We start from the raw sequence: 22807 nt of genomic DNA on the forward strand, positions 1-22807 counted from the left end.
GATTGTACATGTATAAAAAATAGATGTCTTGATTATTTATAAAGACATCTATTCGTTATTGTATACAAAAGATAGGGATAAGAAAATGATAAAATTTTACCTGATTACAACATAATGCTTACGATAATTGCAGATAAAATACTGACGAGAGTAGCTCCGTATAGTAATTTAAGGCCAAATCTGGCAACAACGTTTCCTTGTTCTTCGTTTAATCCTTTTACCGCACCTGAAATAATACCGATAGAAGAAAAGTTGGCAAAAGAAACGAGGAAAACAGAAATGATACCCACTGTACGAGGAGAAAGGCTATTAGAAATTTTACTAAGGTCCATCATTGCTACAAATTCATTTGTTACAAGCTTTGTTGCCATAATGCTACCAGCTGTGACAATTTCGGAACTTGGTACACCGATAAGGAATGCAACAGGTGCAAATACGTAGCCGATTAATTGCTGGAAAGTAATGCCGAATATAATGAGGAATAGGTCATTAATGCAGCTCATTAATGCGACGAATCCGATGAGCATAGCGCCGACAACAATAGCTACGCGAAAGCCATCTAGAATGTATTCTCCAAGCATTTCAAAAAAGCTTTGCTTTTCGCCTTTAATCTCTAAAATATCTTCGTCATCTTTAACGTCGTAAGGATTAATGATGAGCACGATAATAAAACCACTAAATAAATTGAGGACGAGTGCGGTTACTACATATTTAGGTTCGATCATTGTCATATAGGCACCTACGATAGACATAGATACGGTTGACATGGCAGAAGCACAAAGTGTATAAAGACGGTGTTTTGGAATTTGAGCTAATTGTTTTTTTACCGTAATAAAAACTTCTGATTGGCCGACAATGGCAGAGGCGATAGCATTGTAAGATTCTAATTTCCCAAGACCATTTATTTTACTAAGGAAGTAACCGATCCAATGAATAAAAAATGGTAGTATTTTGAAATGTTGTAGTATACCAATTAAGACAGAAATGAAGACAATTGGTAATAGTACAGTAAGGAAAAATGACATTTCACCTTTATTGGCAAGACCGCCAAATACGAAGTTTATACCATCAGCAGCATACTCGAGTAGCTTTGTAAACAGACTGGAAATGACCCGAATAAGTATGAGGCCGATTTCTGTATTTAATAATAAATAGGTTAAGATCAACTGTATAATAAGCATGATGAAAATTGGTTTAAATTTAATATGTTTCTTATTGTTGCTAGCAATATAAGCAAGGAAGAAAACAACGATAAGTCCCACGAAAAAAGTAATAAATTTCATAGTAAGCCCCCTAAAAGAGATATTCTGCTATATATGTTTTTCATTTCAAGGGAGAATATGCATCTTTGGTAAAGAAAGGAATAGAGAGAGCATGAATATATGTAGAGTGCACCACGTTGCAATTATTTGTTCAAATTATGAAGTGTCAAAGGATTTTTATACTCGGATATTAGGTTTTAAAGCGATAAATGAAGTATATAGAAAGGAACGAGATTCTTATAAGTTAGATTTATGTGTAGGGGAAGAGTATCAAATCGAATTATTTTCATTTCCAAGTCCGCCTGAGCGCCCAAGTTTCCCGGAAGCGGCTGGACTTAGACATTTAGCATTTGCTGTTACAAATATAGGAGAAGCTGTGAAACATTTAAATGAATGTGGTGTAGAGACTGAATCGATACGTATGGATGAAATAACCGGAAAAAAATTCGTCTTTTTCCAAGATCCTGATGGGCTACCTTTAGAATTGTATGAGGTTTGAAATTGGTGAATTTTATATAGGGTTGCTTTTGCGTAAATGAAGAAACTAAAGTGAAACTTCTTTTTTAAAGGAGGTGTAACTTTAGCTAAGAAAGCTAAAGGGCATATGTGGATATTTTAAAATTATTGATGGTAGTCATTCTTATTGCATTAACAGGTTTTTTTGTAGCTGTTGAGTTTGCAATTATTAAGGTGCGTAGCAGTCGTATTGATCAACTCGTTAGTGAAAAACGACGAGGAGCATTGGCAGCTAAAAAAGTAACTTCAAATTTAGATGAGTATTTATCAGCATGTCAGTTAGGTATTACAATTACTGCTTTAGGACTTGGGTGGTTAGGCGAGCCGACTATAAAACATTTACTCGAGCCGTTGTTTTTAAAACTACACTTATCTCCTGCAATTGCAAGTACAGTTTCGTTTATTATTGCCTTTGCAGTGATTACGTTTTTACACGTTGTCATTGGTGAACTTGCTCCGAAGACGCTCGCTATACAAAGGGCAGAGCAAGTTAGCTTATTATTATCGAAGCCAATTATTTACTTTTACCGAGTAATGTATCCGTTTATTTGGGCTTTAAATGGTTCAGCAAGGGTTGTGACAGGGTTATTCGGGTTACATCCGGCTTCTGAACATGAAGTTGCTCATTCGGAGGAAGAATTACGATTAATCTTATCTGAGAGTTATGAGAGCGGAGAGATTAATCAAAGGGAATTTAAATATGTAAATAATATTTTTGAATTTGATAATAGAGTTGCAAAGGAAATTATGGTACCTCGTACGGAAGTTGTAGGTTTATATGAGGATGAACCATTTGAAACACATATTAAAATAATCGCACAAGAAAAATATACGAGGTATCCCGTATTTGGTGAAGATAAAGATGAAATTATTGGGATGGTTAATGTAAAGGATTTATTTATTCGTTATATGGATGGTAATCGAGATGAGGAGTGCTCGATTACACCGTATACAAGGCCAGTTATTGAAGTACTAGAAAATATTCCTATACATGATTTACTATTACAAATGCAAAGAAAACGAATCCCATTAGCTGTATTATATGATGAATATGGTGGTACAGCGGGGATTGTTACATTAGAAGATATTTTAGAAGAAATTGTTGGAGAAATCCGAGATGAATACGATGAAGACGAGCACCCGCCTGTAGAGCATGTAAGTGAAGGGTGTAAAATCGTAGAGGGAAAAGTGCTTATTAGTGAAGTAAATGATTTATTTGGCATACACTTAATTGCTGAGGATGTAGATACAATTGGTGGCTGGATTATGGTACAAAAGCAAATTGTTGCTGAAGGAGATGTTATTGAAAAACACGGCTTTTCTTTTAAAGTTCTCGAAAAGGATATGCATCAAATTAAACGAGTGGAAATAAAGAAGGTAGAAGAATGATTTTCTATAAATTGTTATCCCGCTATATTTGTGGGCAGTAAGACCCCACCTCAAAATTCGGCGAAAGCGAAGAAGTTAGGTGGGGGATGAACAAAATCCCCACTGATTAAGGTGTCACTTTATAAAAGGTATATATAGAAAAATAAATGTTTGCGCTTTCAAAAGAGGTGCTATATAGTGAAGGTGGATACTGAAAAATTCTTCTGAATGATACTCGTATTTTTAGATGGCGAATTTTTTAGATAAGGATTTAGAATGAAAAGCATAGGTGATGAAAATGATAGCAACGAAGGATATACGTATAGAAAAAGATTTTTTAGGTGAAAAGGAAGTACCGAGTGTAGCTTATTATGGTGTACAAACATTACGTGCTGTTGAAAACTTCCCGATTACAGGATATCGCATTCATCCGTCACTCATTACGGCAATGGCAATTGTGAAAAAAGCGGCGGCACTTGCAAATATGGATACTGGTTACTTAGCTAAAGACATTGGACATGAAATTGCAGAAGCGGCGCAAGAAATTGTTGATGGAAAATTTCATGATCAATTTATCGTGGATCCAATCCAAGGCGGTGCTGGAACTTCTATTAATATGAATACAAATGAAGTAATCGCTAATCGAGCGTTAGAACGTATGGGATATGAAAAAGGTGAGTATGCGAAAATTAGTCCAAACACGCATGTGAACATGGCTCAATCGACGAATGATGCGTTTCCAACAGGAATTCATATTGCAACTCTTATGATGTTAGAAGAACTTCTTATTACAATGGAAGAACTTCATGCTGCTTTCCGTGCAAAAGCAAAAGAGTTTGATCACGTCATTAAAATGGGACGTACACATTTACAAGATGCTGTTCCGATTCGTCTTGGACAAGAATTTGAAGCGTATAGCCGCGTGCTTGAGCGTGATATAAAAAGAATTAAACAGTCTCGCCAACATTTATATGAAGTGAACATGGGGGCGACAGCTGTTGGTACGGGATTAAATGCAAACCCTACGTACATTGAACAAGTGGTTAAACACTTGCGAACATTTAGTGGATTCCCACTTGTTGGTGCAGAGCATTTAGTTGATGCAACGCAAAACACAGATGCATACACAGAAGTATCTGCAGCATTAAAAGTATGTATGATGAACATGTCTAAAATTGCGAATGACCTTCGTATTATGGCATCTGGTCCACGTGTTGGATTGGCGGAAATTCAATTACCAGCTCGTCAGCCAGGTTCATCTATTATGCCAGGTAAAGTAAATCCTGTTATGGCAGAAGTAATTAATCAAGTTGCTTTCCAAGTAATTGGTAATGATCATACAATTTGCTTAGCATCAGAAGCAGGACAATTAGAGTTAAACGTAATGGAGCCTGTACTCGTGTTTAATTTAATTCAATCTATTAGTATTATGAATAACGGATTCCGCGTATTCCGTGAATATTGTATTAAAGGAATTACAGCAAATGAAGAATTGCTCAAGCAATATGTGGAGAAGAGTGTTGGAATTATTACGGCAGTTAACCCTCATATTGGTTACGAAGCAGCATCTCGTATTGCACGTGAGGCAATTGAAACAGGAAAATCTGTTAGGGAGTTATGCTTAGAACATGGTGTACTGACAGAAGAAGAATTGGATATTATTTTGGATCCATTCGAAATGACGCATCCTGAAATTGCTGGTGCTTCTTTACTAAAGAATAAGAAGATGTAATGTAATGTGAAAAAACACCGATCCGTTTGGATCGGTGTTTTATTTTTAAAAGATGTTAAATACAGAATTTAATTGAAGTAAGCTAATGATAGCTAAGAAGATTAAACTGTATTTCATTGCTGTTTTAAATAGGACAGATTCTTTACCAACTAGTCCAACTGCTGCACAAGCAACTGCTACAGATTGTGGTGAAACCATTTTTGCCATTGTACCACCTACTACGTTTAATGCAACAAGAGTAGAAGGAACGATGTTTAATTGATCTGCAGTTACTGCTTGAAGCGGTGCAAATAATGAACCACTTGATACTACTGATCCTGTAATGAATACGCCAATCCATCCTAAGATCGGAGAAAGAACAGGGAATGCATTACCTGTAGAAGAGAATGCAAGTCCAAGTGTAGATGACATACCAGAGTAGTTCTCTACGTAAGCTAAAGCGATAACGCTACAAATTGTATATACTGGAGCTTTTAGTTCTTTCATTGTTTCAACCATTAATTCTTTAACCATTTTACCTTTTACGCGGTATACGATAAGTGAAACGATAATTGCTAATACGATTGCAGTAGTTGTAGATGAGAATACATCAAACTTGAAAACAGCTGCGAAAGGTGTATCAGCTTTTGTAATAGGTGTAGTTTTCATAACAGCATTATGAAGACCAGGGAATTGAATGTTAAATACTAAGTTTGCTAGTGCGCCATCCGGAGCAAATAAAGCTTTAATTGGTTTTAAATTAAAGATTGTTACGAATGCAGTTAAGAATACGAATGGAGACCAGGCATATAAAATTTGATTGAATGTATGAGATACTTTTTCTTCTTGTTTTTCTTCTTTAGTAGAAGATTTTGGCTGCCAAACACGTAAGAATAATGCAAGAGAGATCATGCTTACAACGGCTGCGAAAATATTAGTAAGTTCTGCACCTAAGAAGTAAGTTACAACGAACTGAGTAACCGCGAAAGAAACACCACTTACAAGAATACCTTGCCAAGTTTCTTTAATACCTTTAATTCCATCAACCATTGATACAAGTAAGAAAGGTAAAACAATACTAATGAAAGGTAAAATAAGAACAGTTTGACGACCGATAGTTAATGCATCTAGTTCAGTTAATTGTGCTGGTACTGTAACTGGGATACCCATAGCACCCATAGCACCACCAGCGATGTTTGCTACTAAACAAATACCTGCTGCTTTTAATGGGTTAAAGCCCATACCTACAAGTAATGCAGCTGTAATAGCAACTGGAACCCCTAGCCCAGCTGCGCCTTCTAAGAAAGCACCGAAAGAATAAGCGATTAATAATACTTGTAAACGTTGGTCATTTGTAATGCTTGAGATACTATCACGAATGACATTGAATTGCTCTGTTTTAACAGTTAATTTGTAAAGGAAAATTGCTGCGATAACGATAGTACAAATTGGATAAAATCCAGATAAAACACCGAATCCGGCAGATGCTACAGCTACAGTTGCTGGCATTTTATAAACGAATATAGCAAGAATAATAGCGACAATCACACTGTAAAGGCCAGCCATATAACTTTTCATTTTCAGTCCCATTAAACAAATGATGAAGCAGAAAATTGGAAGTGCTGCGATTAGTGCAGATAACCAAATATTGTTTAATGGGTCATAAATTTGTGTCCAAGTACTCATAATAATGACAACTCCTATCTATTTTATGTGAAGAAATTCACATTATTTGTGAAAATATTCACAATCAACTTACATGCTTAGTATATTCTCCTTCAACACTATTGTCAACGTAAAAAAGTATAATTATTCCATAATAGTGTTAAAAGAAATGCTTTGTTCATAAAGTAGACAAAAAGCCCACTCAAATAGGTTTGAGTGGGCTAGATGAATTATTTGCATATTATTTTCTTTTAGTTATTTATACATTATTGGTCCTAAAGCTCTATATTAGAGACCGTCATTATATTGAATGGTGTAGCTTGTCCCATTTGATCAAGTCAGAAAGGGGACAGTGAAATGCACTTAATAGGAAGTATTCCGTCACAGTTCAAGCTATTAAATACGAATTAAAAAGCAATAAGTTAATTTTTAATGTTACAGTATCTCTTTTTACTGAAAATTCCTTTTAGTGTAACAAATAGGTTAAGTATACTCCAACTACTTTACGAAAAGTTATCAATTATAGATGGTATTTTACGATATTATTACTGCACGTTGCAATGAGGTGAAAATATAACAAAAAGCTTGATAAAACAACGTTTACAAGCAAAGTATTTGCAGCCCGTTGTTTTGCTTTTTCGTTATATCATATAGTATAATATTCAAAATCAGCAAGGATTATTTCCTGAGTTCTTTGCTGGTTAAGATGGAAAAAAATTTCGGCTTTATAAGTTGATAAAGTTATGTCGTAACAGGAAATATAAGAACAGATATATAAATAAATAAAAAGAAAATAAAAACGAAAATGAGGGGAACTTTATGAGCCAAAATCAATTCGAATGTCGTATTTCAGAAGAAGATGTACAAATGTTAAGAGCGTTAGCGCATCCTTTACGTTTACGCCTAGTAATGGAACTAATGCAACGTGGAACTTGTAATGTAACACAATTACAGGAAGTATTAGAAATTCCACAATCAACGGTTTCGCAACATTTAACGAAATTAAAACAAAATAAAGTAGTGCGCTTTGAAAGACGAGGATTAGAAGTGTATTATCAAATTCATAATGATAAAGTAAGTGAAGTTGTAAAAACATTATTTTCTTAAAATTTGAATATTATGGAAAAAGACGTGTGAGATATACGTCTTTTTTTATTTGTCATAAAGGTAATAGGAAAGAAAATGTTAGCATGTAAGGAAGAAAAGGATATCAATTAACATGTTGCTATATGGAATATATTCTAAAGGGAAAAGAAAAGATAGAAAGGAGTGTAGCAAGTAAAAAGGAGGAATAGTAGTATGGATGTAAAACGTGTGAAACAAATTTTATCTTCTTCAAGTAGAATTGATGTTACATATGAGGGCGTACCAGTATGGATTGAGAGCTGTGACGAGCAGAGTGGGGTTGCGCAGGTGTATGATGTATCTAATCCTGGAGAAAGCGTTCACGTGAATGTGACGGCTTTAGAGGAGAAGTAATAGAAAAGACGCTTCTAAATGTTTAGAAGCGTCTTTTATTTCTTATTCCATCATATGTGCAATTTTCTTAGAGAACATAAGAAGTACTAATCCTAGCACGATTACGATAACACCGATGCTTGCGAATACTTCTAAATATCCTAAAGATTGAGTGAAAGCAGCTAATTGTCCTGCTAATAAGTTTGCGAAGCCAGTACCAGCTAACCATACACCCATTAATAATGATGCTAATTTAACAGGAGCGATTGCACTTACCATAGATAATCCGATTGGTGATAAGAATAATTCACCAATTGGATTATCTATGGTAAGTGAATACAATGAATAGTAAGTTTGCTTTCATTGTAATGTTACCTTCGTCGCTACCAGTTTTTAATACAGCTAAAGTTAGAACTAAATATCCAATCCCTAGTAAAATCATACCTAAAGCCATTTTTGTTGGGATTTTTAAATCACCATTTTTTGTTTTTGAAAGTTTAATCCATAATGCAGAAACCGGTAATGCTAGTAAGATAATGAATAGTGGGTTTACAGATTGGAACCAAGGTGTTGGAATTGTAAATCCACCAATTGTACGATCTACGAACTTATCTGTGTAAAGTGTTAAAGAACTACCAGCTTGTTCAAATCCTGCCCAGAAGAATACAACGAAACAAGTTAAAATTAAAATTGCAGTAGTACGTTTTTTCTCTTGTGTTGTTAAAGGCTTTTTCTCAATTGCTTTTGCATTTTTTTCTTTAGACTTTTTACCGACAACAGTTGTTCCAATAGACCCTAAGTAACGAGGTGCTAAGAAATTAAAGGCAAGCTGTCCAATAATCATACCGATACAAGCTGTTAAGAAACCGTATCTATAATCTGCGAAGTAACCGCAAATGAATGGAGCAATAAGAGCCCCTAAGTTAATTCCCATGTAGAAGATAGTGAAGGCACTATCACGACGAGAATCGTTTTCGCTATATAATTGACCTAATAAAGTCGAAATATTTGGTTTGAAGAATCCGTTACCAATAACTAATAATCCTAATCCTAAAAATAGTCCAGTTTTAGTGTTCATTGAAAATAGTACAAAGTTACCAATTGCCATAATGATACCACCAATAGTAATGGCATGGCGCTTCGTAATGAAATGGTCAGTTAACCAACCACCGATAATTGGTGTGAAGTATACTAACATTGTGAAAATACCGTAAATTTGAACTGCAACTGCTTTATCAAATCCTAAACCGCCGCTTACTAAACTCGTTGTTAAATAAAGAACTAATAAGCCACGCATTCCGTAATAACTAAATCTTTCCCATGCCTCTGTAAAGAACAACAAATATAATCCTGGTGGATGTTTTTTGGTGATTGTTGCTCTCCAGCTTTGTCTAATTTTAAAGCTGCATCCATGTTTGTTTCCCCCTAATCCTGTATAACGGATATTTATGTAATCATTTTAATTTACAAAATATTTAGAAGTCAATAGAATTATATGGAAATAGAAAGAAAATTCCTGAAAAAATTCTATTTTTCTTCAACCGTTACTGTATTTTGCCCTGAAAACGAGATGATAAGCGTTTTCAAATGTAATAATTGAATTCTAAAAGAAAATAAAATAGTGATTAATCAGAAAATTTAGATTAAAATATTTATTCTGATATAGAGAAAATATATTCTATTTACTTTTATAATATAACATATTGGGAATAAAAATACAAAATGAAATAATGTGACATTTAAGTGAATTGAAAAATAACCAGCTCCATAGAAGGGGAGCTGGTTAAGGAAATATTATTTAGCAAAGCGTTTTTCGATATCATCTAATAGTAGGTTAGCGGCCATTACACCACCAGCTGTATTCCAAATAACATCGTCAACTTTGTATGCTTTATTATTTTTCACTGCATTTAAGTTTTTAAATAGAGGATCATTAATATATTCTTTTTCTAATTCGGAACCTTTTTTCTCGTTTCCTTTATCGAATGTGAAGTAGAATAATACATCGCCATCCATTGCAGAAATACGTTCTTTAGATACGTTACGCTCCGCGAAGTCATCTTTATTTTGATCACCAGGACGTTTAAATCCAAGTTCTTTTAAAATTACACCAGAGAATGTATCACCGTGATAAATACGAACATCACCAGGCATGAAGCGAACCATAGAGATTTCTTGATTTACTTTATCGCCAAGTTTGGCTTTTAAATCTTTCATACTTTTATCGTAATCAGCTAAAACCTTTTGACCTTCTTTTTCTTTATTTAATGCTTTTGCATAAAATTTGAAGTTATCTTTCCATTCACCACGTAGCGTCTCAGAGAACACAGTAGGTGCAATTGCTGTTAGTTGCTCGTACACTTTTTCATGACGCATTTTGTTACCGATAATTAAGTCTGGTTTTAAAGAAGCGATTGTTTCCACGTTCACTTGTCCTTCATCACCAACAACTTTTACATCTTTCATTTTATCTTTAATATGTGGATACCATGGATCACCAGTCCAAGATTTTACAGCCCCAACTGGTTTCACACCTAATTCAAGTAAAGCTTCAGTTCCCTCATTTGTTAAAATAACTACACGTTTTGGAGTAGCAGGAACTTCTGTTTTACCCATTGCATGTTCAACCGTAATCATTTCTTTTTTCGTGTCTTCTTTTGTTTCCTCTTTCGTATTTGATTTTCCACAAGCACTTAAAAGTAATGAAAAGGCTAGTAAAAATACAAATACTGTAAACGACTTCTTTCGTGTTAAATTCATTATGTACCCCCTACATACTGAGAAGTTTTTTCAATAGCAAGCATGATAATAATACTTCATGGTCCAATTGTCAATGAAAATAATTCTCAATATCGTTGACAATGAGAATTAAGTTGAAATACACTTACAACGTATCATTATACATTGAAGGGGAAACGCTGCATGTTATTAAAAACAAATCAAGCAAAATGGATTGGATTATTTGTTGGAATCATTGCAGTCGTTATTTGTATTTGGGGAAGTATTATTTTCGGATATACAAATACGAGCTGGAAATTAGCGTTAGATGCTTTTTTTCATTTTAATGGTTCCAATGAACATATTATTATTCAAAATGTGCGTCTACCAAGGGCATTAATTGCAGCTAGTGTTGGTGCTAGTTTAGCCATTGCAGGTTGTCTTATGCAAACTTTAACGAAGAATCCACTTGCCTCTCCAGATTTTATTGGATTAAATTCAGGTGCTGCGTTTTTCATAGTTGTAGCAATTGTTATTTTTTCCGTGACATCATTATCGGCTTTCACGTGGATTGCCTTTTTAGGGGCAGCAGTTGCAGCTGTACTTGTATTTGCTTCTAGTTCTTTAGGAAAAGAAGGGACAACGCCTCTTAAGTTAACGTTAGCGGGGGTCGCAATTAGTGCGTTATTTTCATCATTAACACAAGGATTACTTGTGTTAAATGAAAAGGCGCTTGAAGAGGTATTATTTTGGCTTGCCGGATCTGTACAAGGAAGAAAGTTAGAAATTTTACAATCTGTATTCCCATATTTATTAGTAGGCTGGATTGCATCTCTTATGATGGCAGGAAAAGTAAATACATTAATGATGGGGGAAGACGTTGCAAAAGGACTTGGACAACGAACGATTTTAATGAAATCATTCGTACTATTTATTATTGTCCTGCTGTCTGGTGGTTCAGTTGCGGTCGCTGGTCCAATTGGATTTATTGGTATTGTTACTCCGCATTTTGCCAGATTTCTTGTTGGAGTAGATCACAGGTGGAGAGTACCGTATAGCGGGTTGTTAGGTGCAATACTATTAATCTTAGCTGATATAGCAGCAAGGTATGTCATTATGCCACAAGAAGTACCAGTAGGGGTTATGACAGCATTTATCGGAGCACCATTCTTTATTTATATTGCACGTAAGAGAGGGCTTAGCAAATGAAGAAGTATATTCCGTTTCGTATAGGAAAAGGCGGGCTCTCGTTTTTAATGTATAAACGAGCTTGTCTCGTCTTAGTCAGTTTACTAGTTGTTTTAATAGGATTATTTTTTGCGAGTGCAGGTATGGGAGACATGAAAATTGCTCCATATGATGTATGGCAAGCGATTACTGGAAATGGCGATGCGATGTCCAATATGGTTGTAAATAAGTTTCGTATGCCGCGTATTTTGATTGCCATCCTTGTAGGAATCGCACTTGCTGTAGCCGGATGTATTTTACAAGGTCTCGTTCGAAATCCACTGGCTTCTCCTGATATCATCGGGATTACAGGTGGTGCAAGTGTTGCAGTTGTATTATTTTTAGCCCTATTTAGTGATAAAAATAATGCGTTAACTGTAAGCATTCATTATATGCCGTTAGCAGCCTTTGCTGGGGCAACGATTGTAGCGCTTTTTGTATATTTATTTGCATGGAGAAATGACGGGTTATCACCAATTAGTCTTGTTTTAATTGGTGTTGGGTTTTGGGCATTAACGAAAGCGGCAACGACTTTGTTTATGTTGTTAGCGCCAATCTATCAAGCGAGTCAAGCGAATGTATGGATTACAGGTACTGTTTACGGTTCTTCATGGCAAAACGTTATGGTACTTGCGCCATGGGTTCTCATTTTAACGGTAATATCATTTATAGCTGCTAGACATTTAAATGCGCAAGAGCTAGGGGATGATATTGCGGTAGGACTTGGTGTGCCTTTAACGAAGTCACGCGTATTCATGTTATTACTTAGTACAGCTTTAATTGGTGGAGCAGTTGCCTTTGCCGGAGGAATTGGATTTGTCGGTTTAATGGCACCTCATATTTCACGAAGACTAGTTGGTTCTTTATATGGTGCATTACTCCCAGTTGCGGCGATTGTTGGTGCAATTTTAGTGCTCGCTGCAGATTTAATTGGGCGTACAGTTTTCACACCACTTGAAATTCCAGCAGGGGTATTTACATCAGCAATTGGTGCACCTTATTTTATTTACTTACTTTATAAAAGTCGGAATTCATAAAGGGAGATGAGTATGCAAAAAGCATTGGAGACGAAAAGTTTGACGTTGTCTTATGGTGAAGCAATTATTATTGATGAGCTGAATTTAGAAATTCCCAAAGGCGAAATTACAATCTTTATCGGTTCTAACGGTTGCGGGAAATCAACTTTATTACGTTCACTAGCTAGATTATTAAAGCCAACAACTGGTGATATTTTGTTAGATAATCAAGCGATTCAAAGTATGCAAACGAAGCAAATCGCTCGTCAAATGGCAATTTTACCGCAAGGACCGCAAGCACCAGAAGGGCTTACTGTATTACAACTTGTAAAGCAAGGACGTTATCCATATCAAACGTGGCTGAAGCAATGGTCAGAAAAAGATGAGGAAATGGTACAAAAAGCACTTGCAGCAACAGGTATGACAGAGTTTGCTGAGCGTGATGTGCATGCTCTTTCGGGTGGACAACGTCAACGTGCTTGGATTGCAATGACGCTTGCACAAGATACCGATATTATTTTACTGGATGAGCCTACTACATATTTAGATATGACTCACCAAATTGAAGTGCTAGATTTATTATTCGAATTAAATGAAACAGAACAAAGAACAATTGTTATGGTATTACACGATTTAAATTTAGCATGCCGCTATGCAGACAATATTGTAGCCATTCAAGATAAACAAATATATGCACAAGGTAAGCCGGAAGAAGTAGTAGATGAGAAGCTAGTACGTGATGTATTCCGGATGGAGTGTCAAATCAGTACGGATCCATTATTTGGGACGCCACTTTGTATCCCACATGGAAAAGGAAGACGTATACGTAAAGAGGTTGCTCAAATAATGAGATAATGAAAAAGACGATGAGGATTCATCGTCTTTTTCATTTTTCGCAAGAGAATAAGAGAAAGAGGGGAATTCGTAAACGTCGTTCATATTCTTCTTCGCTCTGAAAATAAGTTTGATTTGGTGTAGCCTCTTTTAAAGATGTAATGGTAAATCCGGCTTGTTGTAACAATGTAAAATATTCTTCTGTTGTACGATGATATTTAATAACTTCTTGGTCAATCCAAGGTTCAACGCGTTTTCCCATTTTAAAATAATCATCGACGAGCCAGCTCGTTCTTTTTCCGCTCGTTTGCAAGCTTTCAAATGAAGAAGTAATAATAGGGTGTTGAACGCTAAAAGTAAGGGTTCCATTTGTTTTTAAAGTTTTGTACACATTTTGAAAAATGATAGGAAGATGGTCAATATAATGTAAGGCGAGTCTAGATGTTACTAAATCAAAAGTAGCAGGAGGGTATGGGTAGTCTTTGAGGTTTAAAAAATGGACGGTCCCATTTTTATTTTCTAGTTGTTTTTTAGCTTTTTCATACATAAGTTCGGAGCCTTCAATACCAGTGTAAGAGTGGCAGCCTTTTTCTAATAACTCCTCACCGAATTTAGCGTCCCCACAGCCTAAATCAAGGATTTGCTTTCCTTTCACATCACCAATGAGTTGAAAGAAGGCTGGTTTTTCAAGTGATTCATTTGGGCTATTTTCTCGGTATCTTCGTTTCATATATTGTTTAAAAAATGCTTCGTTATTATATACATCAGATTCAGTAAATGCCATGATTGAAGCCCCCTTAAATATTTTTTTATTCTACCAAATATGAAAAGTAAATGATAGATTTCTTGTAATGAATCATATATAATCTAGAATTGTAAGCGGTTACTTTGAACTATTTTTCTATAATAAATTATGAAAACGTGTTAAGCTAGTAGAGGGATTATTGGAACTATTAAGACAATAATTCGCTTACATGAACGATGGGAGGCTTCACAATGTCTAGTAAAACACTTGCGAAATTTTTAGAAGAAAATTTAGAGGATTTAAAATCAAAGGGGCTTTATAACGTAATTGATCCGCTTGAGAGTCCAAATGGACCGATCATTACAATTGGCGGAAAAGAATATATTAACTTATCTTCAAACAACTATCTTGGATTAGCAACAGATAGCCGTTTGCAAGAAGCAGCAATTGGTGCTATTCATAAGTACGGCGTTGGAGCAGGAGCTGTTCGTACAATTAACGGTACTTTAGATTTGCATATTAAATTAGAAGAAACAATTGCAAAGTTTAAACATACAGAAGCAGCGATTGCTTACCAATCAGGATTTAACTGTAATATGGCAGCGATTTCAGCCGTTATGGATAAAAATGATGCGATTCTTTCAGATGAATTAAACCATGCTTCTATCATTGATGGTAGTCGTCTATCAAGAGCGAAAATCATCGTTTATAAGCATTCTGATATGGAAGATTTGCGCCAAAAAGCAATCGCGGCGAAAGAATCAGGTCTTTACAATAAATTAATGGTAATTACAGACGGTGTCTTCTCAATGGATGGAGATGTTGCAAAACTACCAGAAATTGTTGAGATTGCAGAAGAATTAGATTTAATGACATACGTAGATGATGCACACGGTTCAGGTGTACTTGGTAAAGGTGCAGGAACTGTAAAACACTTCGGTCTGTCTGATAAAGTTGATTTCCAAATTGGTACATTATCAAAAGCAATTGGGGTAATTGGTGGATATGTAGCAGGGAAACAAAACTTAATTGACTGGTTAAAAGTTCGTTCACGTCCATTCTTATTCTCTACAGCATTAACACCAGCTGATGCAGCAGCTTGCATGAGATCAATTGAAATCTTAATGGAAAGCACAGAGTTGCACGATCGTTTATGGGAAAATGGTCGCTATTTAAAACAAGGGTTAAAAGAACTTGGCTTTAATATCGGGGAAAGTGAAACGCCAATTACACCTTGTATTATTGGTGACGAAGTATTAACACAAGAATTTAGTAAACGTCTAAATGAAGAAGGCGTTTACGCAAAATCTATCGTGTTCCCAACTGTAGCAAAAGGAACAGGACGCGTTCGTAATATGCCTACAGCAGCTCATACGAAAGAAATGTTAGATGAAGCAATTCGTAAGTATGAAAAAGTAGGGAAAGAAATGGGCATCATTTAAGTAACGACATCTTTTGAATAGCTTGCAAATGAGGAGTGGGGAAAATGAAAAAAATTCTAGTAACCGGTTCTTTAGGGCAAATTGGTTCTGAACTAGTAATGAAACTTCGTGATGTATACGGTGCATCAAATGTTATTGCAACAGATATTCGTGAAACAGATAGTGAGGTAGTAACGTCTGGTCCATTTGAAACGTTAGATGTAACAGATGGACAAAAACTACATGATATTGCAAAGCGTAATGAAGTAGATACAATTATTCATTTAGCAGCTTTACTTTCAGCAACAGCAGAAAAAAATCCGCTATTTGCTTGGAATTTAAATATGGGTGGACTTGTAAATGCATTAGAAGCAGCTCGTGAATTAAACTGTAAGTTTTTCACGCCAAGTTCTATCGGTGCATTCGGTCCGTCAACGCCGAAAGATAATACGCCACAAGATACAATTCAGCGTCCTACTACGATGTATGGGGTAAACAAAGTAGCAGGAGAATTACTATGTGATTATTATCATCAAAAGTTTGGTGTTGATACGCGCGGTGTACGTTTCCCAGGTTTAATTTCTTACGTAGCTCCTCCAGGAGGCGGAACAACTGACTATGCAGTTGAAATTTATTATGAGGCGATTAAAAAAGGCACATACACCTCATACATTGCAGAAGGAACATACATGGATATGATGTATATGCCAGATGCTTTACAAGCGATCATTTCATTAATGGAAGCTGATCCAAGTAAACTTGTGCATAGAAACGCGTTCAATATTACAGCAATGAGCTTTGAGCCAGAGCAGATCGCAGCATCAATTCGTAAACACATCCCGACGTTTACAATGGATTACGCTGTAGATCCTGCTCGTCAAACAATCGCTGATAGCTGGCCAAACTCTATTGATGCAACAGCAGCAATGAAAGAGTGGGGCTTTAAAGCAGAGTACGATTTAGACAAAATGACAACGGACATGTTGGCTAAGTTAAAAAAAAAGCTCACAGCTGAGTTAGTGATGAATTAATAGGAAGGGTCGATTCTTAGGAATCGACCCTTTTATTTGTATTTTAGGAATATACAAACAATTATAAGCGTGATAGAATGAGTTAATTTGTGCATAAAGGGGAGAGATACAATGGAGAAATGGGAGTTAGCAAAGGAAATTTACAATACGTCACGTTTAACGGGAACATTTAAACTTCGATCAGGACAAGTATCAAATCAATATTTGGATAAGTACTTATTTGAATCTAATCCAGTACTGTTATTAGAAATTGCTAAACAATTGAAAGAGCTCATTCCTCCTGAGACAGAAGTACTCGCGGGTTTAGAAATGGGAGGAATTCCAGTAGCAACAGCATTATCTTTACAAACAGGTATACCAGTTGTATTTGTAAGAAAAGAAGCGAAGAAGTACGGTACATGTAAGTTAGCAGAAGGCGTTGATATTACTGGGAAAAATGTTTGTGTTGTTGAAGATGTTATTACGACAGGCGGTCAAATATTATTAAGCACGAAAGACTTAAGGGAACTGGGTGCGAAAGTCCACCATGTTCTAGGCGTGATTGAGCGAACGAAAGAGGGAAGAGAAAACTTATTAGAAGATGGCTTACAGCTACATTCGTTATTTACAATGGCTGAGTTAATTGAAGGAGAAAAGCAACGTGCAAAGAGTTGACGTCGTATATGCACTAATACATGATGAAGAAACAGATACAATATTAATGGTACATAATATAGAACAAAACGTTTGGTCACTGCCGGGTGGGGCTGTTGAAAAAGGTGAAATATTAGAGGAAGCACTAATAAGAGAAGTGAAAGAAGAGACAGGTTTAACTGCCGTGGCAGGTGGACTTGTTGCAATCAATGAAAAATTCTTTGAAGCATCAGGGAATCATGCAATACTTTTTATATTCCGAGCAAATGTAGTAAAAGGTGAACTGATTGTGGAAGATGAAGAAGAAATTTCTGCAATAGAGTGGGTGGATCGAACAATCGCAAATGAGCGATTCCCATTCTACGATGGAGGATTCGAGGCATTATTAGAAGTAGCCATTCCATACAAGTTTCAACCAGAAACAAAGTGATTGAAATAAAAAAACTGGAGCGCAAGGCTCCTGTTTTTTTATTCAATCGTCTTCAGTAATAACTTTTTCAAGAGTGGTTTAATCTTCAGACGTAAATCTTCAGCGTGATTTGCAACTAAGAAGTGATGGTTATAAATGTTCTTCATTAATTGATAAGTTGCTTCTTTCGCTTCGCCTTCTTCGATGAAGATTCCGATTACTTCCATACCACTTTTACGAGCAAGTTTGACAGCTTCATGCGTATCTAAAATACCGTCTTGTTGATAGTCTAGCGCAGAAGGTTCACCGTCTGTAAAGACAAGTAAGAATTTATGCTTTTCTGGTCTTTTCGCAAGCTTTTCAGAAACGATACGAATAATATATCCGTCGCGGTTATCTTCTTCTTCGCGAAGCTGCATAATTTCAGGACCAACGCCTGGTAACGTTGAGTTTTTATACGTTACAACTTCATGGATAACGTTTGGCTTATCTTCAGGTTTAGCACTAGAAGCATCTTCCCAAAATCCGCTAATAGCATGCGGGATTTTTAAAGATTTCAATGCTTCATGGAATAGGACCACACTCTTTTTCGTTTCTTCCATTTTGTTATACATAGAACCAGAGCAGTCCACTAGTAATTGGAATGCAACGTCGAGCTCTTGTGATTCTTGTCCTTTTTTATAAAACATACGCGGTTGCTTTTCAGTATAAATACGAAGGAATTTCTTACGAAGTCTTCCGTAATATTTATCACTATTTGCATTCGTTTTATTTTCAATCGTTTTTTCGATAATTTTCTTTAATTCTTTTACATCTTTATTAACGACTGATTTGATGGCTTGGTAATTTTTTTTCTCATCGGTATTTGCTTTGCGGGCTTCTTTAAATGTATGAGAAGCACCAACGTTATACTTACCGTATGCACCGTCGTTTTGGCCAGAAGCGTGTGAAGCTCTTGCTTCTTCTGTATCAGCACCATCAAAGTTAGATTGTGTACTCTTTTGAGAAGTACCTTGTACAGAGCCAAGTGCTTGGTCACCATCTTCTGATTCACGAGCAGTGTCACCCATCATATTTGTTTTTGTTCCGCTTTCTAATTCAAAGCGTAAAAAGTTCTCGTTTTCGTTATTTTTATTTTCACGATGCCATGTCGAGAAACTTTCATCCATTTTGTTTTTATTTTCATCGTCATCTATGAGCTGCGTATCATCATTTGCTAAATCTTCGACGCGACAGTTCTTTTCGTCTGCAATGACAGATAAATAAAGCGGAGCATGTCCGAAATAGTTGTTCAGCATATCACTTTCAAGGAGCTCTTCTAATCGATAACGAATTTTCTCAACGATATACATAATATCTTCCGTATTACGAGCTTGGAATGTTTCATGCAAAATGGCTTCAATTTGCTCGAAGTATTCATTATTAAACATCTCATATTTATCGCTCGTTAATGAAAGATAGCAGAGACAAAATAGACGATCACCGTGATAGTTACGAACACGATTGATTTCATTTTGTGAGCCGAAGTAATTGCGATACATTTCTTTTCTTCTTTTAAAAACATGCTTTGTGCCAGGGCGTAAGTTTTTTACGATTTCCTCAACACGTAAATCTTCTAATAGAACAAATAATTGCGTTAAAAACTTTTTCAAGGGTGATTCTTGTAATTCAATCGCATAAGAACGAATTAAAGTCATGTCCGAGTAATGTTTATTACCAAGTGCTTTTAAAAACACTTCGCTTTTTAATCCGATTACTGTATCCTCTTCTTTTCGATCATCCCAAAAGTGACTAATGACAACCTTTTTTTCAATTTCGTCGTAGTATGCTTTATAGCCATACTCAAGGTAGGCATCGTCTTCTTTTAGAAGAGCATACATTAAGTTTTCCATTTGTAGAAACAGCGACGCATCAATTTTTTTGTCACTAAAAATTTGTCTCATGAATTATCCCTCAAAGAAATAACTTTCTGCTAATTCACGGACAGTCATTTGTTCTGTTTCATCGTTTAATTTTGCGATAATACTACGTTCAATTGCACGCATAACAGGAATATATACACCTAAATCACATGCGTCGATAATGCCACGAATACTTGCTGCCTCTTCACTTACACGTCCATCACGAGCTAAAGGCATAAGGTCGCTTGCAAATGCAACGAACTTTTCAATTGTTGCAACATCATTTAATTTTGATTCAGCTAATAATAGTTCTTTTAATGTATCACCTTGAATGTAAGGAACTTCAATAATAACGAAACGGTTTTTTAATGCTTCGTTTAGTTCACTTGTACCAACGTAACCTTCATTAATTGCTGCGATTACGCGATATTCTTCATCACCGTATACACCTTCTTGTGTAAACGGGTTAGTAATCATTTTACGGTAATCTAATGCACCGTGAAGAAGTGGTAACGTTTCAGGTTTTGCCATATTGATTTCATCAATATATAGGAAATGACCGCTCTTCATTGCTTTCATAAGAGGACCGTTAACAAATGTAACTTCAGATGCACCATCTTTCGTTTGTAGTGTGTTGTATCCTAAAATACCTTCTACATCTAGATCAACGGAACAGTTAATGCTATGCATTGGTTTTTGGAATAAAGAAGAAAGAGTTTCAGCTAGTACTGTTTTACCACTACCAGTCGGCCCTTTTAATAGAATGTTTTTGCCAAGAAGAAGTGCTGTAATAGCATCTTCAATAATGCTGTTATCAGATGCTTTATATATTTTCTTACCAATTAAATGTGCATTTTCACCAGCTTCTTGCTTATTCTTTTCGTGAATGTTTGAGAGCTGTTGTTTTAAATCAGCATGTATATGAAATTGTTCTAACATGTATTTCCCACCTAACATTATTTTCATAAAGTAATACATCTTATGATAACTTGTTTTAATATGGTATGCAAAGAAAAGGGGAGAGGAGAAATACAAAAGAAAAAGCAATCAATATTACATTGACTGCTTACAGTAAAGGAGAAATGAGCCTCATAAAAGACTCTAATATTCGTTTTTTGATACTTCTTTTTTGGAATGCGTTCCATTTAATTTCAGTAGAATGCTTAAAGTCATCTTCAAAATCACGTTTAATATCATGAACGGTTTCTGATTCATATAGTACGCTAATAAGTTCGTAATTTAATTCAAAGCTACGTACGTCCATATTTGCCGTTCCAATTGTCGCGATTTTATCATCAACGAGTACAATTTTTGCATGCATAAAACCATCTTTATAACTATAAATGGAGGCACCGGCTTTTAAAAGTGGAGTGAAGTAGGATTGTGATGCTTGATCACTAATAATACTATCACTTTTACCAGGATATAAAATGCGTACATCTATGCCAGATATTGCACTTAAACGTAATAATGTTAAAGTTTCTTGATCTGGAATAAAGTATGGTGTAGCGATCCAAATCGATTTTTTTGCAGATCCCATAACGGCTAATAATGTATTGCGAATGCTTTTATCATCTGAGCTTGGTCCGCTTGCTACAATTTGCACAGCACCTTCTGCATTTGAAATTTCTTTACCTGGGAAGTATTGTCTATTCATAAATTGATCCCACGAATAAGTATTCAACCCACTAGATGCATAGAGCCAGTCCTCTAGAAAGATTGCTTGTAATTTATATAACGCTTTTCCTTCTATTTTTAAATGACTATCACGCCAAATGGGGAATTTTTTTGAACGGCCAAGATATTCATCACCGACGTTGAGTCCTCCGGTAAACCCGATTTCTCCATCTACAATGACGATTTTACGGTGGTTACGATAATTAACTGTTTCAAGTAACCAAGCTGAAAAAATAGGGTCAAATTCAACAATTTCAATCCCAGCTTCTTTCATAGGTTTTAAAAAGCGTCTTCTTAACGTATTACTTCCTAATCCATCATAAAGGAAGCGTACAATAACACCAGATTTTGCTTTTTTTATTAACGCATCCCGAACTTTTGTACCAATCTCATCAGATTTATAAATATAGTATTGAATATGTATGTGGTGTTTTGCTTGCTCGATAGCTTGCAAAATTTCTGAGAATGTTTGATCTCCGTTTGTTAAAAGTTTTGTAGTTGTTCTATCTGCGGCAGGTCCGCCTCCAAATTTTTGTATAACTTTTGTTAAATGTGTAGAACGCTCATGTAAGGGGACTGTGAGTGATAATTCTACTCGTCTTCCTTCTAATATTTCACGGAATAATTTTCTTTGTTCTTCTGAACGATGGAGATGTTTTTTTCTTCTCCAACGGCTACGCCCGAAAATAGAGTATAAAAGCACACCTACAACGGGAAGAAGTGCTAATACTAAAAACCATGCTAAGGTGCTTTGTGGAGATCTATTTTCGATAAAAATAACGAAAGATATTCCTATGATTGTAAGAGACCATAATACACCGAAAAAGGTATATAGTGAGAGGATAGGCGTATCTAAAAGTAAGAGTACGATAGATACAATTATAAATACCAATAATAATTGAACGATAGGTTTCTTCATTGCTATAAAATTCCTCTAATCTTTCTTAAATATAGAATTCTTATATAAAAAGGTACAATCCGACATTCTTATTATAAAGTGTTTTGTTTTTTTTACAAAATATAGACATTTTCCTCATGCTTTCCGCATTTGTCCTACATACAGTATATTGTTACGTTATTAGCCCGCTATTTGCTGGTTAATAAACAGTGTAGGAGGGACAAAATCCTTGCCCCTTATATAGGAAAGGGGATAACCATATTACGTGGATTCTTCCTATTATATAGGTTACCAACAAGGTCCGTACTATTCATACA

At 35.6% G+C, this 22807-nt stretch carries 19 protein-coding genes and 1 pseudogene; 12 read left to right on the forward strand and 8 right to left on the reverse strand.

The features are described 5' to 3' along the window. Window positions 1-104: 104 nt before the first annotated feature. Entirely contained in the window at window positions 105-1283 is a 1179-nt protein-coding gene (locus PDL00_RS22715; RefSeq protein WP_000668858.1) for a NupC/NupG family nucleoside CNT transporter, read from the reverse strand. Between the two features lie 91 nt (window positions 1284-1374). Between PDL00_RS22715 and gloA2 the strand changes: the two genes are divergently transcribed. The 3 genes from gloA2 to aspA all read left to right on the forward strand — a co-directional run bounded on the left by gloA2 (window position 1375) and on the right by aspA (window position 4878). Next, entirely contained in the window at window positions 1375-1761 is a 387-nt protein-coding gene (gloA2, locus tag PDL00_RS22720) for an SMU1112c/YaeR family gloxylase I-like metalloprotein (protein WP_061676966.1), read from the forward strand. A gap of 107 nt (window positions 1762-1868) precedes the next feature. Then, window positions 1869-3167, forward strand: a complete 1299-nt coding sequence (locus tag PDL00_RS22725; RefSeq protein WP_242256583.1) for a hemolysin family protein — start codon at window positions 1869-1871, stop codon at window positions 3165-3167. A gap of 277 nt (window positions 3168-3444) precedes the next feature. After that, window positions 3445-4878: an aspartate ammonia-lyase gene (gene aspA, locus PDL00_RS22730; protein WP_000562161.1), complete on the forward strand. Its 1434-nt coding sequence runs from the start codon at window positions 3445-3447 to the stop codon at window positions 4876-4878. 45 nt (window positions 4879-4923) lie between these two features. Here the strand turns inward: aspA and PDL00_RS22735 are convergent, their stop codons facing one another. Continuing rightward, a complete protein-coding gene (locus PDL00_RS22735) occupies window positions 4924-6543 on the reverse strand; it encodes an L-lactate permease (RefSeq protein WP_242256584.1) in 1620 nt (539 codons plus the stop codon). Between the two features lie 798 nt (window positions 6544-7341). On the opposite strand from PDL00_RS22735, the gene PDL00_RS22740 reads away from it, so the two are divergent. Together PDL00_RS22740 and PDL00_RS22745 are read left to right on the forward strand one after the other, a co-directional pair. Then, entirely contained in the window at window positions 7342-7629 is a 288-nt protein-coding gene (locus tag PDL00_RS22740; RefSeq protein WP_000081429.1) for an ArsR/SmtB family transcription factor, read from the forward strand. Window positions 7630-7821: 192 nt separating this feature from the next. After that, window positions 7822-8001, forward strand: a complete 180-nt coding sequence (locus PDL00_RS22745) for an acid-soluble spore protein H (protein ID WP_000382683.1) — start codon at window positions 7822-7824, stop codon at window positions 7999-8001. Window positions 8002-8043: 42 nt separating this feature from the next. Here the strand turns inward: PDL00_RS22745 and PDL00_RS22750 are convergent. Both PDL00_RS22750 and PDL00_RS22755 read right to left on the reverse strand, forming a co-directional pair. Next, window positions 8044-9393, reverse strand: a pseudogene (locus PDL00_RS22750) (peptide MFS transporter). Between the two features lie 381 nt (window positions 9394-9774). After that, a complete protein-coding gene (locus tag PDL00_RS22755) occupies window positions 9775-10740 on the reverse strand; it encodes an ABC transporter substrate-binding protein (protein WP_242256588.1) in 966 nt (321 codons plus the stop codon). A gap of 162 nt (window positions 10741-10902) precedes the next feature. Here PDL00_RS22755 and PDL00_RS22760 point away from each other — a divergent pair, with 162 nt between their 5' ends. Genes PDL00_RS22760 through PDL00_RS22770 form a run of 3 tightly spaced genes read left to right on the forward strand, consistent with a single transcriptional unit; the run spans window position 10903 to window position 13796 of the window. Next, window positions 10903-11907, forward strand: a complete 1005-nt coding sequence (locus PDL00_RS22760; RefSeq protein ID WP_242256590.1) for a FecCD family ABC transporter permease — start codon at window positions 10903-10905, stop codon at window positions 11905-11907. Continuing rightward, a complete protein-coding gene (locus PDL00_RS22765) occupies window positions 11904-12962 on the forward strand; it encodes a FecCD family ABC transporter permease (RefSeq protein WP_270731244.1) in 1059 nt (352 codons plus the stop codon). Before PDL00_RS22760 ends, PDL00_RS22765 begins: the two co-directional genes overlap by 4 nt. A 12-nt stretch (window positions 12963-12974) precedes the next feature. Beyond that, a complete protein-coding gene (locus PDL00_RS22770; RefSeq protein ID WP_242256593.1) occupies window positions 12975-13796 on the forward strand; it encodes an ABC transporter ATP-binding protein in 822 nt (273 codons plus the stop codon). 31 nt (window positions 13797-13827) lie between these two features. Here the strand turns inward: PDL00_RS22770 and PDL00_RS22775 are convergent, their stop codons facing one another. Then, a complete protein-coding gene (locus PDL00_RS22775) occupies window positions 13828-14559 on the reverse strand; it encodes a class I SAM-dependent methyltransferase (RefSeq protein WP_270731245.1) in 732 nt (243 codons plus the stop codon). Window positions 14560-14771: 212 nt separating this feature from the next. Here PDL00_RS22775 and PDL00_RS22780 point away from each other — a divergent pair, with 212 nt between their 5' ends. The 4 genes from PDL00_RS22780 to PDL00_RS22795 all read left to right on the forward strand — a co-directional run bounded on the left by PDL00_RS22780 (window position 14772) and on the right by PDL00_RS22795 (window position 18035). Next, window positions 14772-15962, forward strand: a complete 1191-nt coding sequence (locus tag PDL00_RS22780; RefSeq protein ID WP_270731246.1) for a glycine C-acetyltransferase — start codon at window positions 14772-14774, stop codon at window positions 15960-15962. A gap of 44 nt (window positions 15963-16006) precedes the next feature. Next, complete coding sequence (locus PDL00_RS22785; protein ID WP_000723139.1) at window positions 16007-16972, forward strand: L-threonine 3-dehydrogenase; 966 nt, start codon at window positions 16007-16009, stop codon at window positions 16970-16972. A gap of 111 nt (window positions 16973-17083) precedes the next feature. Beyond that, the gene (gene pyrE, locus PDL00_RS22790) at window positions 17084-17626 is read left to right on the forward strand and encodes an orotate phosphoribosyltransferase (RefSeq protein ID WP_242256597.1); all 543 of its coding nucleotides are present in this window, start codon (window positions 17084-17086) and stop codon (window positions 17624-17626) included. Further along, window positions 17613-18035 (forward strand): NUDIX hydrolase, encoded by a 423-nt coding sequence (locus PDL00_RS22795; RefSeq protein ID WP_270731247.1) that lies wholly within the window; start codon window positions 17613-17615, stop codon window positions 18033-18035. Before pyrE ends, PDL00_RS22795 begins: the two co-directional genes overlap by 14 nt. 38 nt (window positions 18036-18073) lie before the next feature. Here PDL00_RS22795 and PDL00_RS22800 read toward each other — a convergent pair whose 3' ends face one another. From PDL00_RS22800 to PDL00_RS22810, 3 genes are all read right to left on the reverse strand, one after another. Next, the gene (locus PDL00_RS22800; protein WP_270731248.1) at window positions 18074-19957 is read right to left on the reverse strand and encodes a vWA domain-containing protein; all 1884 of its coding nucleotides are present in this window, start codon (window positions 19955-19957) and stop codon (window positions 18074-18076) included. 3 nt (window positions 19958-19960) lie between these two features. After that, complete coding sequence (locus PDL00_RS22805) at window positions 19961-20854, reverse strand: ATP-binding protein (RefSeq protein ID WP_270731249.1); 894 nt, start codon at window positions 20852-20854, stop codon at window positions 19961-19963. A 127-nt stretch (window positions 20855-20981) separates the two neighbouring features. Further along, complete coding sequence (locus PDL00_RS22810) at window positions 20982-22511, reverse strand: cardiolipin synthase (RefSeq protein ID WP_242256605.1); 1530 nt, start codon at window positions 22509-22511, stop codon at window positions 20982-20984. Window positions 22512-22807 lie beyond the last annotated feature (296 nt).

This window comes from Bacillus cereus group sp. TH152-1LC, from assembly GCF_027710505.1.
GTDB classification, from domain to species: domain Bacteria; phylum Bacillota; class Bacilli; order Bacillales; family Bacillaceae_G; genus Bacillus_A; species Bacillus_A mobilis.